Source organism: Microbacterium resistens, from assembly GCF_021172025.1.
Lineage (GTDB): Bacteria > Actinomycetota > Actinomycetes > Actinomycetales > Microbacteriaceae > Microbacterium > Microbacterium resistens.
Window position 1 is genome coordinate 246,963 of record NZ_CP082781.1, and the last position, 14,545, is coordinate 261,507.

Here is a 14,545-nt window from a genome sequence, read left to right on the forward strand (position 1 = left end):
CCGTGCCACGATTCCCCATCCGGTGCGGGGTCTCAATCCGAGGCGGGGGATTCGGAGGGTCTTCCCACCTGCGGGCTCTCCCGCGCGGCATCCCGGTAGCGGTGCCGGACGCCGAACGGAAGCACCGCCCAGAGGACGATGACGACGAGCGAGGCGACCACCAGCGCGACGATCCCCGCCGTGCGGCCCAGCGCGACGTCGACGATGAGCGCGGTCACGCCGACGGTGAGCAGCGCCAGGATCACGAGCGCGGCCGTCATGGCGCGGGCGGCGATGCGCACGAGGTCGGGCTTGCGGCGGCGTCCGAAGAGCGCGCGGTGGATCCCGACCGGGGTCAGGGCCACCATGGTCGCTGCCGCGGCCAGGCCCACGAGCACGATGTACGTCGTGAGCTGGAGCGCGTCGAGCTCCTGGAACCGGGGCTGGAAGACCACGGCCAGAAGGAAGCCCGTCAGGATCTGGGTGCCGGTCTGCAGGACCCGGAACTCCTGAAGGAGCTCGATCCAGTTGCGGTCGGCGCGCTCCGTGCGCGTCTCGTCCCGGCCGTCGTGCCAGTAGTCTCCGGGACTCTCATCGGGAAGGGGCTGCGGATCCATCGCCTCAGTCTCTTGAGCCGCACGCCCTCCTGTCCAGGGGTTGCGCGTGTGCGCCGACTCACTCCGCGGCGGCCGAGACGAGGGCACGAGCGATCGCCGGATCGAGCCCGGGAACGTCGTCGACCGGCACGGCCAGCGCGAGCAGCGCGCGGCTGAAGTAGTTGCGTGCCGCCGCAGCGAGGGTGATGTCGACGATCTGGCGGTCGTCGTACCCGACGGCGCGGAGCTCGGCGGCGTCCTGGTCGGTCATCGCCGAGGCGTCGCGCGAGAGCCGCGCCGCGTAGCGCACCACCGCCTGCTCCGCGGGGGAGAAGGCGGTGTCCTCGCCACGGGCGAAGCCGGCGAGTCCGTCCTCGGAGAGGACCTCCGCGCGCAGAGCCTTGCGCCCATGGGCGAGGAGACAATGCGCAGAGCCGATCGCCCGAGCGGCCCCGAGCGTGGCGGCCTCGTACGTCCGCACACCGATGCTCGGGACGATCGCGCGGATCAGGTTCTCGAAGGCCGCGTGCGCTTCCGGGTTGACGGCCATCACACGCGTGTGATGGAAGACGAGGCCGTCGTTCTCCACGTCGTCGGCGTACATCTCCGCGACATGCCCCGTTGCCGTCTCCGTCGGTGGAGTGCTGATGATCATGGATGCCCCCTTGCGTCCGCGCGGGCGTCATCGCGACGAGTCCGCTCGGTCGAACAGTACGCCGGGCGGATGCGGAGCGGTATAGCGATCGTGAACGGCGCCACCGTGTGCGCGCAGGCGTACCATCGAGGGATGACCACCGCAGCCGACCGCGTGCCGCACACCCCCGTCGAGGCGCAGACGCCGCCGGGGGAGACCTCCGCGCCGAGCCTGCTCACGCTGCTCCCCGTCGCGGACGCGACCGACGCCGGTCTCTGCGCGGGCGGGTTCTGCCGACTGCCCGGTGCGGCGTCGGACTGAGCCCGCGCGACGCACGGCGTCGGACTGAACCCGCGCACGGACGACGAGACCCCGCACCCGGTGGGTGCGGGGTCTCGTGCGTGGGGCGTCAGTGCGCGATCGGCGCATCCTCGGCGTGGGTGCCCTCGGCGACCGTGTCCGCGGGCTTGCGGATGATGAACGCGCCGACGATCGTGACGGTCGCGATGACGGCGCCGATGATGAACGCCAGCTGGGATCCCGCGGCCACGGCGGCGGGGTTCTCCGTGCCGCCGTGCGCGTTCACGACCAGCGTGAACACGGCGATCATGACCGCGATGCCGGCGGCTCCCGCCACCTGCTGCACCGTGCCGATGACCGCGCTGCCGTAGGAGTAGAACTTCGGCGTGAGCGAGGCCAGCGCGGCGGTGAACAGCGGGGTGAACGACAGCGCGAGCCCCACGGACAGCAGGGTCTGGGCGATGAGGACGAGCCACACGCTCGTCGACGGCGTGAGCGTGGTGAAGTACCACAGCGTCGCGGTCGCGAGGATCGACCCGGGGATCAGCAGCACCTTGGTGCCGCGGGCGTCGTAGATCCGGCCGATGACCGGACCGAGAAGGCCCATCGCCAGCGCGCCGGGAAGCACCACGAGGCCCGCCTGGGTCGTGTCCAGCGACAGCGCCTTCTGCAGGAACAGCGGGATCACCGTGATCGTGCCGAAGAACGCCAGGGACAGCAGGAACATCTGCACCATCGACAGGGTGAAGTCACGGGACGCGAAGACCCGGAGGTCGAGCAGGGCGTCGTCCTTGCGCTGCAGGACGATCTGGCGCCACAGGAACAGGGCCAGGCCGATGACGCCCACGACCAGCGACAGGACCATCGGGAGTGAGGAACCGCCGCCGCCCGCGAGAGCGCCGATCTGGCTCAGACCGAAGACAAGGCCGCCGAACCCGAACGCCGACAGGACGATGGACAGCACGTCGATCGGCGCATCCGTCCGCTCGCCGACGTTCGTCAGCCAGCGCCAGCCGATCGCCATCGCGACGAGCGCGATGGGCAGCACGACGACGAAGATCGACCGCCAGCTGAAGTGGTCCAGCAGGAACCCGCTCATCGTCGGGCCGATCGCGGGGGCCAGCGACATCACGATGCTGACGCGTCCCATCATCCGGCCGCGCGAGGACGGCGGGACGAGGTTCATCATCGTCGTCATCAGCAGGGGCATCATGATCGCCGTCCCCGACGCCTGCACGATGCGGGCGCCGAGCAGCATCGGGAAGCCGACGGCGAGCGCGGCGAGGAGCGTCCCGGCGGAGAACAGCGTCAGCGCGCCGAGGAACATCTGCCGGGTCGTGAACCGGCGAAGGAGGAACCCCGTGGTCGGGATGACGACCGCCATGGTCAGCATGAACGCGCTGGTCACCCACTGGGCGGCCAGCGGCGTGATCTGAAGGTCGTCGATGAGGTGCGGGATCGCCATGTTCATCGTCGTCTCGTTCAGGATCGCGACGAAGGCGGCGGCGAGCAGCACCCAGATGACCGCCATGTCCCGACGAGGGATCAGCGACGGGGTGGAGGAGGTCGGTAGGGAACCGGTTTGGGTTGCGGACATGCGTCTCCTCCGGAAGAAGTGTGTCAGGGGAAGCGGCGCGATCGCGCGGCGGAAGTACACAGCGTAACCGTCATGTCGGACATTCCATTCCCGTTCCGGGGAAATCGGTTCCCGATCCGCTCTCGGCGGCCGCGCCGCCGTGTCCGCGACCGCGGATACGCTGATCCTCATGAGCATGGGCGGCATGGGAGGAATGGGTCCTCGCGGAGGCTTCCGCGGCGTGGACGAGGCCAGCCAGCGCCGCCTCAACGCACAGGCGCCGGTGGTCCCGGGGCTCGGACGCCGCGTGGCCGGCCTCTTCCGTCCCTACCGCGGACGGCTGCTGCTCACGGGCGTGCTCGTCGTGGTGGGCGCCGCCCTGGCCGTCGTCCCGCCGCTGCTCGTCCAGCGCATCTTCGACGAGGCGCTGTTCCCGCTGGACGGCGGGCCGCCCCGCCTGGAGCTGCTGCTCGTGCTGGTCCTGTCCATGATCGGCCTGTTCCTGCTGTCCGCGGCGTTCAACGTGGTGCAGACCTGGCTGACGGCGACGGTCGGCAACAGCGTCACGGGCGATCTGCGCGTGCGGCTGTTCGAACACCTGCAGGCCATGGAGCTCGGCTTCTTCACCCGCACGAAGACCGGCGTCATCCAATCGCGTCTGCAGAACGACGTCGGCGGGGTGTCGGGCGTCCTCACGAACACCGTCACGAGCATCCTCGGCAACACGGTGACGGTCGTGGCGTCCCTGGTGGCGATGCTGCTGATCGATGTCCGACTGACGCTCATCGCCGTCGTGATCATGCCGGTCCTGGTGGTGGTGCAGCGCCGCGTCGGCCAGGTGCGCGCGCGGATCGCGGGAGAGACCCAGGAGTCCCTGTCCGAGCTGACGAGCATCACGCAGGAGACGCTGAGCGTGTCCGGGATCCTGCTGTCGAAGTCGTTCAACCGCCAGCGCACGGAATCGGCGCGCTATCAGGACGAGAACCGCAACCAGGTGCGCCTGCAGGTGCGGCGGGCGATGAGCGGCCAGGGTTTCTTCGCGGTGGTCCAGGTGCTGATGTCCTCCGTCCCGGCGATCATCTACCTCGTCGCGGGGTATCTCGTCGCCGGGGGCACGGGAGCGATCACCGCCGGGACGATCGTGGCGTTCACGACGGTCCAGGCGCGCCTGCTCATGCCGCTGATCGGCCTCATGCGGGTCGCGCTGGACGTGCAGACGTCCTCGGCGCTGTTCGCCCGCATCTTCGAGTACCTCGATCTCGTGCCCCGGATCACGGACGCGCCGAACGCGCTGCCGGTCGCCTCGGCGCCCGGTCCGCGCGGTCGGATCGAGTTCCGGGACGTGGTGTTCCGATACCCGGACGCGGGCCCCGACGCGCCTCCCACTCTCGACCGCGTCTCCTTCACGGTCGAACCCGGACGGCACGTCGCCTTCGTAGGTCCGTCCGGGGCGGGGAAGACCACCGTCCTGTACCTGGCACCGCGGCTCTACGAGGCCGACAGCGGCGCGGTGATGTTCGCGGGCGCCGATGTCCGCGAGCTGTCGCAGGAGTCCATCATCGACGAGATCGGGATCGTGTCGCAGGACACCTATCTGTTCCATGCCTCGATCCGGGAGAACCTCCGCTACGCGAAACCGGACGCAACTGACGACGAACTGGTCGCCGCCTGCACCGCCGCCAACATCCACCACATCATCGCGGGGTTCGAGAAGGGCTACGACACGGTCGTGGGGGAGCGCGGCTACCGATTGTCGGGTGGGGAGAAGCAGCGCATCGCGATCGCCCGGGTGCTCCTCAAGGACCCGCCCGTGCTGCTGCTGGACGAGGCGACCTCCGCGCTCGACACGGTCTCCGAGCGCGTCGTGCAGGAGGCCTTGGACGAGGCGGCCAAGGGGCGCACCACGCTGACGATCGCGCACCGCCTGTCGACGGTCATGGGCGCGGATGAGATCCACGTGATCGAGGCGGGGCGGATCGTGGAGTCGGGCACGCACGCCGAACTGCTGGCGGCGGGCGGTCTGTACGCCGATCTGGCCGCCCAGCAGGTGGCGGCGGCACGGGTCGACGGCGACACGCGGGCCTGACCCCGGGCGCACGGCGCGCGCGACGTCCGCGCACCGACTCAGTGCACGGAGAGCCCGCCGTCGATGAACAGGGACTGGCCCGTGACATAGGCCGAACCAGGCCCGGCGAGGAAGACCGCGGCCGCGGCGAAGTCCTCGGGGAGGCCGTTGCGGCCGACCATCGTCCGCGCCGCGAGCGCCTGGACCTGGACCGGATCCTCCTGGAGGCGCGCGTTCAGCGGCGTCAGGACGAAGCCGGGCACGAGGGCGTTGCTCGTGACGCCGCGCGCGCTCCAGGCCTCGGCCTCCGATCGCATGAGGGACTGCACGGCCCCTTTGGAGACGCCGTAGACGCCGCTCTCGACGAACGCGCGGTGCGCCTGCTGGGAGCTGATGTGGATGATCCGCCCGTAGCCGCGTGCGGCCATGCCGGTGCCGAAGCGCTGCCCGAGGAGGAACGGCGCGAGGGCGTTGACGGTCATGGTCGAGTCCCAGTCCGCCACGCTGATCTCCGCGTACGGCGGGCGGATGTTGATCCCGGCGGAGTGGACGAGGATGTCCGGCTCCCCGAAGGGCTCCGCCGCGTTCTCGGCGGCGTCGCGGATTCCCTCCCGGCTGCTCAGGTCCCCGACCACCCCGGCGGCGACGCCTCCGGCGGCGGTGAGCTCCCGCACCGTGTCCGCCACGCGATCCCCGCCCCGGGCGAGCACGACCACGCGCGCGCCGGCACCGGCGAGCGCCGTCGCGATCCCGCGGCCGATCCCGGAGGATCCGCCGGTGACGATCGCGGTGCGTCCGTCGAGCGAGAACAGGGTGGACAGGTAATCGGTCACGGTCTCTCCTTCGTCAACGGCCGGACCCCTCACCAGGAGAGGGCCTCGGCGAGGGACGGGTCCGGTGCGGCGCCCTCGTACTCCGGGAGCGCGCGCAGACCCTCCAGGAACGCGGAGAGCACGGCGCCGTACAGGGGGTCCGGGTGCGTGGACGCGATCCGCTCCAGCGGGGGGACGTCCATGGCGAGGATCAGGCCCAGCCGGGCGCGGACGGCGTCGCCGGCCCCGGCGTCGCGCAGCACCTCGACGCCGCCGCGCAGCGCCGTCAGGTAGTCGCGGAGCACGTCCACGCGATGCTTCGACTGGGTGAGGGACGATCCGTCCGCGCGGACGCGCCAGTGCACGACCGTGTCGGGGATCACGTCGAACGCCGAGGCCCGCGTGTACATGACCTGGGCGACGATCTGGTCCTCGTAGGCGACGCCCTCGGGGAAGCGCAGGTCGCTCCAGAACTCCGTGCGGCTGACCTTCGACCAGGCGACGATGTTGGCCGACGCGTCGGGGTGCTCGTGGATCGTCGTGCCGCGGCGTCCCGGGTCCGTCGACGACGCGACCCACGGCTGCACGCGACCCGGTCGGTAGTGCCCGGTGTCGTCCATCCGCGAGCGGACGTAGGCGCCGGTGACGAAGTCGCTCCCCGTCTCGTCCAGCGTCCCGACGAGCCGGGCGAGGGCATGCGGCGCGAACTCGTCGTCTCCGTCGAGGAAGCCGAGGTAGGGGGTGTCCACCAGGGCCAGCCCGCTGTTGCGGGCGGCTCCCAGCCCGCGCGGCTCGGCGTGCGAGACGAGCCGGAAGCGCGGGTCCTCCGCCGCGGCGGAGCGGAAGACGTCGCCGGTCGCGTCCTGCGATCCGTCGTCGACGAGGACCGCCCGCCAGCGCCCTTCGCTCTGGGCGCGCAGCGACGCGAGGGCCGCCGGGGCGTGGGCGGCGATGTCGCGGCCGGGCACGATGACGGTCACGAGCGGGGCGTCGGGCACGCACTCATCCTAGGGCCGGACGCGCGCGCAGGACGGGGTCAGAGGGCGGTCACGCGGTCGACCGCCTCGGCGACGAGACCCGCGAGCCGTTCCGGTGCATCCTCCGGCGCGCCCGGCCCGAGTCCCGCGCGTCCGAAGGTGAACCGGACGGCGGTCTGCGCGACGGCCGGGTCGATGCCGAGGGCGAGGAGCACGGGGGAGGGCTCGTCGCTTCCGGCCGCGCAGGCGGAGCCGCTGGAGGACACCACGCCGCGGCGTTCGAGCTCCAGCAGCACGGCCTCGCCGCTGGTCCCCGCGAACGTGAAGCTCACCGTCCCCGGAAGGCGGTGGACCGGGTCTCCGGTGAGGCGCGCGGAGCGCACCGCGGCGAGGACCGCGTCGATGAAGCGCCGGCTCTGCGCGCCCACCCGACGGCAGGCCTGCTCCCGCTCGGCCTCGGCCAGCTCCAGAGCGGTGGCCAGCGCCACGGCCCCGGCCACGTTCTCCGTGCCGGAACGACGCCCGCGCTCCTGCCCGCCGCCGTGAAGGACCGGCTCGATCTGGATCCGGCCCCGCACGGCCACGGCCCCCGTGCCCTTCGGCGCGCCGAGCTTGTGCCCGGCGATCGAGACGGCGTCGGCGCCGAGGCCGCGCAGCGCCAGCCAGCCGGCGGACTGGACGGCGTCGACGTGCAGGGGCACGCCCGCGCCCGATGCGACGGCAGCCAGACCGGGCACGTCCTGCACGGTGCCGACCTCGTTGTTCGCATGCCCGAGGGAGACCAACGCCGTGTCGGGCCGCAGCGCCGCCGCGAGATCCGCGGGCGTGACAATTCCGGTCCCGCTCACCGGCAGCATCGTGGTCTCCACGTCGTGGAACCGCGCCAGGTGATCCGCCGAGGCGAGGATCGATTCGTGCTCGATCGGCGTGGTGACGAGGTGCTTTCGGCCCCGTGCGAGCGTCGCGAGGACGATGCCCTTGACGGCGAGGTTGTTCGCCTCTGTTCCTCCGGACGTGAAGACGACGTCTCCCGGGCGCATGCCGAGCACGGCGGCGACGCGCGCACGGGCGTCGTCGAGGGCGGCGGCGGCCGCCTCGCCGACGGTGTGATGGCTGGACGGGTTGCCGAACGCGTCGCCGAGGAAGGGGGCCATGGCGGCGCGCACCTCCGCGCGGACCGGCGAGGTGGCGGCGTGGTCGAGGTAGAGCATGGCGTCCTCGTCAGTCGATCCGCACGTCCAGACCCAGATCCAGTGCGCGTGCGGAATGGGTGAGCGCCCCGACCGAGACGACATCGACGCCGGTCTCGGCGATCGCCCGCACCGTCTCCCGCGTCACCCCGCCGGAGGCCTCGGTCGTCGCTCGGCCGTCGATCAGCGCCACCGCCGCGCGGAGATCGTCGAGCGTGAAGTTGTCGAGGAGGACCGTGTGCGCGCCGCCGGCCAGGACGTCGGGGATCTGGTCGAGGCGGTCGACCTCCACCACGACGTGGGTCGTGTGCGGGAGTCGGGACGCCGCGTCCCGCAGGGCCGCCGCCAGGTCGGCGCCACCGCGGCGCAGCACGGCGAGGTGGTTGTCCTTGGCCATCACGGCGTCGGAGAGGGAGAAGCGGTGGTTGTGTCCTCCACCCGAGGAGACGGCGTGCCGTTCGAAGGCACGCAGGCCCGGGGTCGTCTTGCGCGTGTCGGCGATGCGCGCCGCCGTGCCCTCCACGGCGCGTACGTACTGGGAGGTGAGCGTGGCGATGCCGCTCATCCGCTGGGCGAAGTTGAGCCCCACGCGCTCGGCGGTGAGGATCGCGCGCGCCGGACCGGTGACGGACGCGAGCACGTCGCCGGGCCCGAACGCGTCGCCGTCGGCGACGTGCAGGTCGACGACCACGGCGGGATCGGTCAGCGTGAACGCCGCGGCGAAGACCTCGCCGCCGCTCAGGATCCCGGTCTCCCGTGCGACGAGGTCGGCGGTGGCGGTCGAGGACTCCGGGATCAGGGCGGCGCTGGTGAGGTCGCCCCACGGGGCGTCCTCCTCCAGGGCGGCGCCGACGACGCGATTCAGGAGGGCGGGGGTGAGCATCAGACTCCGATCAGGGCGGGTTCGGGTTCGAGGTGATGCGCTCCGACGGAGTCGGGGCGCGAGCGGGCCGCGGTCACCATGGCGAGGGCGACGAGGAGGAGGTTGGCGTCCTCGTGCTCTCGGACCGTGCCGGGGTCCGGGGCGCCACGGCTCCACGCGCGCAGAGTGCGCTCGGCGACGGCGAGCCCCTCGCGGGTGCGCAGGAGGCCGGCGTGCCGCCACATCAGCTCCTGCAGCGCGGCGCGGGTGAACGCGGGCGCGGAGCGGTGATCCGCTGCGCCGGCCTCCGTGCCGGCCTCGGAGGCGGCGGGACCCGGAGGGACGGTCGGCATCGCCGGGGCGGGCACGTCGAGGGCGGCCGCGGCACGGGCGCCGAACACGGCACCCTCCAGCAGGGAGTTCGAGGCGAGCCGGTTGGCGCCGTGGATCCCGGTGCGGGCCACCTCGCCGACGGCGAGGAGCCCTGGGATGCTCGTGCGCCCGTCGAGGTCGGTCGTCACCCCGCCCATCAGGTAGTGCGCGGCAGGGGTGACCGGGATCGGCTCACGGGACCAGTCGAACCCGCGGGCCCGCGTCACCCGATCGATCGTCGGGAAGCGCCGGGCGAGCAGCTCCGCGCCGAGCGCCGTGGCGTCCAGGCGCACGGGCGAGCCCTGGGCGGCGGCCTGTCGCACGATCGCGCGCGCGACGACGTCCCGCGGGGCCAGCTCGGCGTCCGGGTGGGACTCCGCGAGGAACCGCCGCCCGTCGGCGTCCATGAGCACCGCCCCGTCGCCGCGGACCGCCTCGGACACGAGGAACGCCGTCCCCGGTGCGTCCAGGACGGTCGGGTGGAACTGCACGAACTCCAGGTCCGCGACAGCAGCTCCGGCCCGGAGCGCAGCGGCGATGCCGTCGCCGGTGCTGCCTGCCGGGTTCGTCGTCCGCGCGTACACAGCACCGGCGCCGCCGGTGGCGAGGACCACGGCATCCGCCGGGATCTCCCGAGGCCTGCCGCCGACGAGCGCGACGATGCCGGCGCACACCCCGCGTCGAACGTCGATCTCCTGCAGCAGGGCGTCCTCCACGACGGCGATGCCGGCCCGGCGGACCTCCTGCACGAGCGCCCGGGAGATCTCGGCGCCGGTCGCGTCCCCGCCGGCGTGCACGACGCGGGCGAACGCGTGCGCGGCCTCCCGGCCGCGCTGGAGGCCGCCGTCGGCGGCGCGGTCGAAGCGGACGCCGCGAGCCACGAGGTCGAGGATCCGGGCGGAGGCGTCGGCGGTGAGCACGGCGACGGCCTCGGGGTCCGCGAGTCCGGCGCCCGCCGCGAGGGTGTCGGCGGCGTGCTGGGCGGGGGAGTCGCCGGGGCCGTAGCAGCCGGCGACCCCGCCCTGGGCGAGCGGGGTGCAGCCGCCGCCGAGGGCGCCCTTGGTCACGATCGTCACCGCGTGCCCGCGGTCATGGGCGTGCAGCGCGGCGGTGAGACCGGCGATGCCGGAGCCGACGACGACGACGTTCATCGGCGGTCGGCGTCCTGCGGTGGCTCGGTCGTCGGCCGGGCCGCCAGCATCCGCTCCAGCGCGACGCGGGCCGGGGCGGCGACGTCGTCCTGCACCCGGATGCGGTTCGGGGTGCGGCCCTCGACGAGCTCCTCGAGGACCCACGCGAGATACCCCGGGTGGATGCGGTACATCGTCGAGCACGGACACACGACCGGATCGAGGCAGAAGATCTCGTGCTGCGGATACTGGGCGGCCAGGCGTCGGACGAGGTTGATCTCGGTGCCGATCGCGAACACGGTCGGCTCCGTGGCGGCGGCGATGGCCCGGCGGATGTAGTCGGTCGAGCCGGACTCGTCCGCGGCGTCGACGACGTCCATCGGGCACTCGGGGTGCACGATCACCCGCACGCCGGGGTGCTCGGCCCGCGCCTGGTCGATCTGGGCGACGGAGAAACGGCGGTGCACGGAGCAGAAGCCGTGCCACAGGATCACCCGCGACGCGACGAGGTCCTCGGCGCCGTTCCCGCCGAGCGCCTGCCGCGGGTTCCACAGCGGCATCCGCTCCAGCGGCACGCCCATCGCCTTCGCCGTGTTCCTGCCCAGGTGCTGGTCCGGGAAGAACAGCACGCGCCGCCCGCGTGCGAATGCCCACTCCAGGACGGTCCGGGCGTTCGAGGACGTGCAGACGATGCCGCCGTGGCGACCGACGAACCCCTTGATCGCGGCGGACGAGTTCATGTAGGTGACCGGGATCACCGGGACGAGGCCGTCTGCGTCGGGCTGGTCGAGCGGCCCGAGCACGTCCGCGAGCTGCTCCCAGCACTCCTCGACCTGGTCGATGTCGGCCATGTCCGCCATGGAGCATCCCGCGGCGAGGTTCGGCAGGATCACCGCCTGATCGGGACCGGACAGCAGGTCCGCGGTCTCGGCCATGAAATGCACGCCGCAGAAGACGATGGCCTCGGCGTCGGGGTGCTCGGTGGCCGCCGTGGCGAGCTGGAACGAGTCGCCGACGTAGTCGGCGTGCCGCACGACCTCCTCCCGCTGGTAGAAGTGACCGAGCACCACGACGCGGTCGCCGAGCGTGCGCCGGGCGGCGCGGATCCGCTCGTCCAGCTGCGCCTCGTCGGCCTCGCGATACGCGGCGGGCAGCGCGCCCTGACGCGGAGCGCCGACCGGGATGACGTCGCCCATCGAGGAGCCGGGGCCGTATCCGGGTCGCGCGTCGAAGTCCCACGGCCCCGCGGCGAGGTCGGTGCTGCAGGTCGCCTCGACGGACGAGCCGCCCGTGATCGCCTGGATGGCGTGGTCCACGGAGGGATCGACGCCTCGGAGCGCGGGGTCTCGGGCCTCGACGGTGTCGGCAACCGGGCGGGGGGTCATGACGTCCTCGTTTCTTCGGGGGCGAGCGGGCCGCGGTCGGCCAGTTCGACGTCGGTGTTGGATCGGTACAGCCGCGCGGGGCGGTGGCTTCCGGTGCGGAAGGACTCGGTGGGCACGAGGCTTCCCGCGCTCTCGACCTGCCTGCGGAAGTTCGCCGGGTCCAGGCGGCGGCCCAGGATCGCCTCGTAGGCCTCGCGCAGCTCGGCCAGGGTGAACTCCGGGGGCAGGAATCCGTGCGCGACGCGGCTGTAGCCGACCTTGTTGCGAAGGCGCCACAGGGCATAGTCGATGATCCGGGCGTGGTCGAACGCCAGAGAGGGGAGGCCGGCCGCGTCGAACCAGTCCACGTTCTCGGGCGCGGCCCCGGTCGCCCGGTAGGCGGCGCTCTGCGCGTCGACCGCGTCCGAGCGCAGCAGCGCCCAGTACACGACCGAGACCACGCGGGTGGGGGAGCGGTGGACCGCGCCGAACGCATACAGCTGCTCCAGGTAGCTCGGCGCGAGCCCGGTGGTCTCGGCGAGGGTGCGCCCCGCGGCCTCCTCCAGGCTCTCGGCCACGTCCAGCCAGCCGCCCGGGAGCGCCCACGCGTCGCGGTGCGGGTCGCGGATGCGGCGGACGAGGGGGAGGGAGATGCGGGGCGCTCCGTCGGCGTCGCGGCGCAGGGTGAGGATGACCGTCGAGACGGCGACGCGGATCCCGCCCTCGGGATCGCGAGTTCTGGTCATCATGACTTTAACCTCCGGTCCGATCTTAGGGTGCAGGCGACCTGAAGTCCAGGTCGATGACGCCGTCGACGGCGAGTCCGAAACGTTACCTTTCGGCGCGGGTCGCCACTTGGCGGACGTGGCGCTATTTGTTAGGTTGCTGTCCTAACAAACCCCAACCGGGGTCTGTCCTCAACGGGGAGTAGTCCCCTCCTCCTGCAACGCAGCACCGAGAGGAAGTCAAGGAATGATCCGTAACGGCAAGCGCGCGCTCGCGCTCACCGCCGTGGCGGGGGCCACGGTCCTCGCCATCGGCCTCACCGGTTGTTCGACCGGGGGCTCCGGCTCCGGCGGCTCCGGCGACGGCGACCGGGCACTGCGGGTCTGGGCCGGAAGCCAGACCCCGATCACGGCGAACTACAACCCGTTCGCGCCCACCGTGCTCCACGGAGCGCTCGGCCCGATCTACGAGCCGCTGTTCTTCTACAACAAGACCGCCGACGACAAGCCGGTCGGCCTGATCGGCGACTCCTTCGAGTACAACGAGGACGGCACCCAGATCACGGTCACCATCAAGAGCGGCCTGAAGTGGAACGACGGCAAGCCGCTCACCGCCAAGGACGTGGCCTTCACCTTCCAGTACGAGGCGAACAACCCCGAGGGCAACGGCCTGGTCTCGGCCGAGGCGACCGACGACACCACGGTCGTGCTCACGTACAGCGCCGCGCAGTACACCACCGAGTTCCAGCGGATGGGCTCGACGTACATCCTTCCCGAGCACGTGTGGGCGGACATCACCGACTTCGCGGACTTCGCCAACGAGGAGCCGGTCGGATCCGGCGCCTACAAGGTGCAGAAGACCACGGGCGAGTCCTACACGCTCGTGGCGAACGAGGAGTTCCGCGACGCCGACAAGCTCGGGGTGAAGAAGGTCCAGTACATCGCGGTGGACAACAACCAGACCGCGCAGGACCTCCTCGCCGCCGGGAAGCTCGACTGGGCGGGCATGTTCATCCCGAACCCCGACGACGTGACCGGCAACGGCAAGACCGACTGGATCAACACGCCGCAGGACCCGACGGTGCTCTACACCTGCTCCAACGCGGAGCTGGGCTGCACCGGGCCGCAGACGGACGTGGCCGTGCGCCAGGCGCTCAACGTCGCCATCGACCGCGGGACGATCAAGGACAAGGCCTTCGTCGGGCTCACCGGCGACGTCTCCCCGACGTACGCGCTCCTGCCGCGCGATGAGAAGTGGCTCGCGGACCCCGCCAACGAGGTCAGCCCGCAGGAGGCGAACGCCGCCGAGGCCGGGAAGATCCTCGAGGCCGCCGGCTACGTCAAGGGCGGCGACGGCATCTACGCCAAGGACGGCCAGCCCGTCGAGCTCAGCCTCACCTCGGTGGACGGCTGGACCGACTACAACGACGCGGCGAAGCTCATCGCCGAGCAGGCGGCGAAGGCCGGCATCAAGGTCAACGCCTCCACGGTGCAGTGGCAGGAGTTCTCCGACGCCCGCCAGACCGGCAACTACCAGCTCATCGTGGGCGGAATGATCGGCACCTCGGTCGCCGACCCGTTCCAGATCTACCGCGACTGGTTCGGCGGCACGACCGTGGAGTCCACCTCCAAGGTCGGCGAGGAGGTCCCCGCGGGCCGCTGGAACTTCAGCCGCTACAGCAACCCGACGGTGGACGCCGCCATCCAGGCCGCCATCAGCACGAACGACGAGGCGAAGAAGAAGGAGCTCTACGCCACGATCCAGAGCGAGATCGTGCGCGACCTGCCCTACATCCCGCTCGTGATCAACGCCACGCAGACCTTCTACAACACGAAGGACTACACCGGCTGGCCCACCGAGGAGGAGCTCTACGCCTTCCCGCCGTCGTGGGGCGCGATCGCGGCCGGGTACATCCTGCAGCACCTGCAGCCGGCGAAGTGAGCTGAGTGAGTCCGTGGGAGC

Annotated in this window: 13 protein-coding genes; 3 read left to right on the top strand and 10 right to left on the bottom strand. The window is 71.9% G+C overall.

The features are described from left to right. Nucleotides 1–32: 32 nt before the first annotated feature. Both K8F61_RS01160 and K8F61_RS01165 read right to left on the bottom strand, forming a co-directional pair. Nucleotides 33–596 carry a DUF6328 family protein gene (locus tag K8F61_RS01160; protein ID WP_219085128.1) on the bottom strand — a complete coding sequence of 188 codons (564 nt, stop codon included), beginning with the start codon at nucleotides 594–596 and terminating at the stop codon, nucleotides 33–35. 58 nt (nucleotides 597–654) lie between these two features. Beyond that, nucleotides 655–1,230 carry a carboxymuconolactone decarboxylase family protein gene (locus K8F61_RS01165; RefSeq protein ID WP_067247454.1) on the bottom strand — a complete coding sequence of 192 codons (576 nt, stop codon included), beginning with the start codon at nucleotides 1,228–1,230 and terminating at the stop codon, nucleotides 655–657. Nucleotides 1,231–1,362: 132 nt separating this feature from the next. Here K8F61_RS01165 and K8F61_RS01170 point away from each other — a divergent pair, with 132 nt between their 5' ends. Next, entirely contained in the window at nucleotides 1,363–1,530 is a 168-nt protein-coding gene (locus K8F61_RS01170) for a hypothetical protein (protein ID WP_157518168.1), read from the top strand. Between the two features lie 88 nt (nucleotides 1,531–1,618). On the opposite strand, the gene K8F61_RS01175 is transcribed toward K8F61_RS01170, so the two are convergent. After that, nucleotides 1,619–3,106, bottom strand: a complete 1,488-nt coding sequence (locus K8F61_RS01175; RefSeq protein WP_067247447.1) for an MDR family MFS transporter — start codon at nucleotides 3,104–3,106, stop codon at nucleotides 1,619–1,621. 175 nt (nucleotides 3,107–3,281) lie between these two features. Between K8F61_RS01175 and K8F61_RS01180 the strand changes: the two genes are divergently transcribed. Beyond that, entirely contained in the window at nucleotides 3,282–5,171 is a 1,890-nt protein-coding gene (locus tag K8F61_RS01180) for an ABC transporter ATP-binding protein (RefSeq protein ID WP_219085160.1), read from the top strand. A 38-nt stretch (nucleotides 5,172–5,209) separates the two neighbouring features. Here K8F61_RS01180 and K8F61_RS01185 read toward each other — a convergent pair whose 3' ends face one another. Genes K8F61_RS01185 through K8F61_RS01215 form a run of 7 tightly spaced genes read right to left on the bottom strand, consistent with a single transcriptional unit; the run spans nucleotide 5,210 to nucleotide 12,603 of the window. Next, the gene (locus K8F61_RS01185) at nucleotides 5,210–5,983 is read right to left on the bottom strand and encodes an SDR family NAD(P)-dependent oxidoreductase (protein ID WP_231820417.1); all 774 of its coding nucleotides are present in this window, start codon (nucleotides 5,981–5,983) and stop codon (nucleotides 5,210–5,212) included. Nucleotides 5,984–6,012: 29 nt separating this feature from the next. Further along, nucleotides 6,013–6,960, bottom strand: a complete 948-nt coding sequence (locus tag K8F61_RS01190; protein WP_231820418.1) for a glycosyltransferase family 2 protein — start codon at nucleotides 6,958–6,960, stop codon at nucleotides 6,013–6,015. 38 nt (nucleotides 6,961–6,998) lie between these two features. Further along, nucleotides 6,999–8,150: a cysteine desulfurase family protein gene (locus tag K8F61_RS01195; RefSeq protein WP_231820419.1), complete on the bottom strand. Its 1,152-nt coding sequence runs from the start codon at nucleotides 8,148–8,150 to the stop codon at nucleotides 6,999–7,001. Nucleotides 8,151–8,160: 10 nt separating this feature from the next. Beyond that, the gene (gene nadC, locus K8F61_RS01200; protein WP_231820420.1) at nucleotides 8,161–9,012 is read right to left on the bottom strand and encodes a carboxylating nicotinate-nucleotide diphosphorylase; all 852 of its coding nucleotides are present in this window, start codon (nucleotides 9,010–9,012) and stop codon (nucleotides 8,161–8,163) included. Continuing rightward, entirely contained in the window at nucleotides 9,012–10,514 is a 1,503-nt protein-coding gene (gene nadB, locus K8F61_RS01205; protein ID WP_231820421.1) for an L-aspartate oxidase, read from the bottom strand. Before nadB ends, nadC begins: the two co-directional genes overlap by 1 nt. After that, complete coding sequence (gene nadA / locus K8F61_RS01210) at nucleotides 10,511–11,878, bottom strand: quinolinate synthase NadA (RefSeq protein ID WP_231820422.1); 1,368 nt, start codon at nucleotides 11,876–11,878, stop codon at nucleotides 10,511–10,513. The genes nadB and nadA overlap by 4 nt, the downstream gene beginning before the upstream one ends. After that, nucleotides 11,875–12,603: an NUDIX hydrolase gene (locus K8F61_RS01215; protein ID WP_231821597.1), complete on the bottom strand. Its 729-nt coding sequence runs from the start codon at nucleotides 12,601–12,603 to the stop codon at nucleotides 11,875–11,877. Before K8F61_RS01215 ends, nadA begins: the two co-directional genes overlap by 4 nt. A gap of 226 nt (nucleotides 12,604–12,829) precedes the next feature. Here K8F61_RS01215 and K8F61_RS01220 point away from each other — a divergent pair, with 226 nt between their 5' ends. Next, a complete protein-coding gene (locus K8F61_RS01220) occupies nucleotides 12,830–14,524 on the top strand; it encodes an ABC transporter substrate-binding protein (protein ID WP_219085135.1) in 1,695 nt (564 codons plus the stop codon). Nucleotides 14,525–14,545 lie beyond the last annotated feature (21 nt).

What these genes read in the sequence shown, in the direction of transcription:
- K8F61_RS01160 (WP_219085128.1), bottom strand. Translation starts at nt 596, where the DNA reads ATGGATCCGCAGCCCCTTCCCGATGAGAGTCCCGGAGACTACTGGCAC.
- K8F61_RS01165 (WP_067247454.1), bottom strand. Translation starts at nt 1,230, where the DNA reads ATGATCATCAGCACTCCACCGACGGAGACGGCAACGGGGCATGTCGCG.
- K8F61_RS01170 (WP_157518168.1), top strand. Translation starts at nt 1,363, where the DNA reads ATGACCACCGCAGCCGACCGCGTGCCGCACACCCCCGTCGAGGCGCAG.
- K8F61_RS01175 (WP_067247447.1), bottom strand. Translation starts at nt 3,106, where the DNA reads ATGTCCGCAACCCAAACCGGTTCCCTACCGACCTCCTCCACCCCGTCG.
- K8F61_RS01180 (WP_219085160.1), top strand. Translation starts at nt 3,282, where the DNA reads ATGGGCGGCATGGGAGGAATGGGTCCTCGCGGAGGCTTCCGCGGCGTG.
- K8F61_RS01195 (WP_231820419.1), bottom strand. Translation starts at nt 8,150, where the DNA reads ATGCTCTACCTCGACCACGCCGCCACCTCGCCGGTCCGCGCGGAGGTG.
- nadC (WP_231820420.1), bottom strand. Translation starts at nt 9,012, where the DNA reads ATGCTCACCCCCGCCCTCCTGAATCGCGTCGTCGGCGCCGCCCTGGAG.
- nadB (WP_231820421.1), bottom strand. Translation starts at nt 10,514, where the DNA reads ATGAACGTCGTCGTCGTCGGCTCCGGCATCGCCGGTCTCACCGCCGCG.
- nadA (WP_231820422.1), bottom strand. Translation starts at nt 11,878, where the DNA reads ATGACCCCCCGCCCGGTTGCCGACACCGTCGAGGCCCGAGACCCCGCG.
- K8F61_RS01215 (WP_231821597.1), bottom strand. Translation starts at nt 12,603, where the DNA reads ATGACCAGAACTCGCGATCCCGAGGGCGGGATCCGCGTCGCCGTCTCG.
- K8F61_RS01220 (WP_219085135.1), top strand. Translation starts at nt 12,830, where the DNA reads ATGATCCGTAACGGCAAGCGCGCGCTCGCGCTCACCGCCGTGGCGGGG.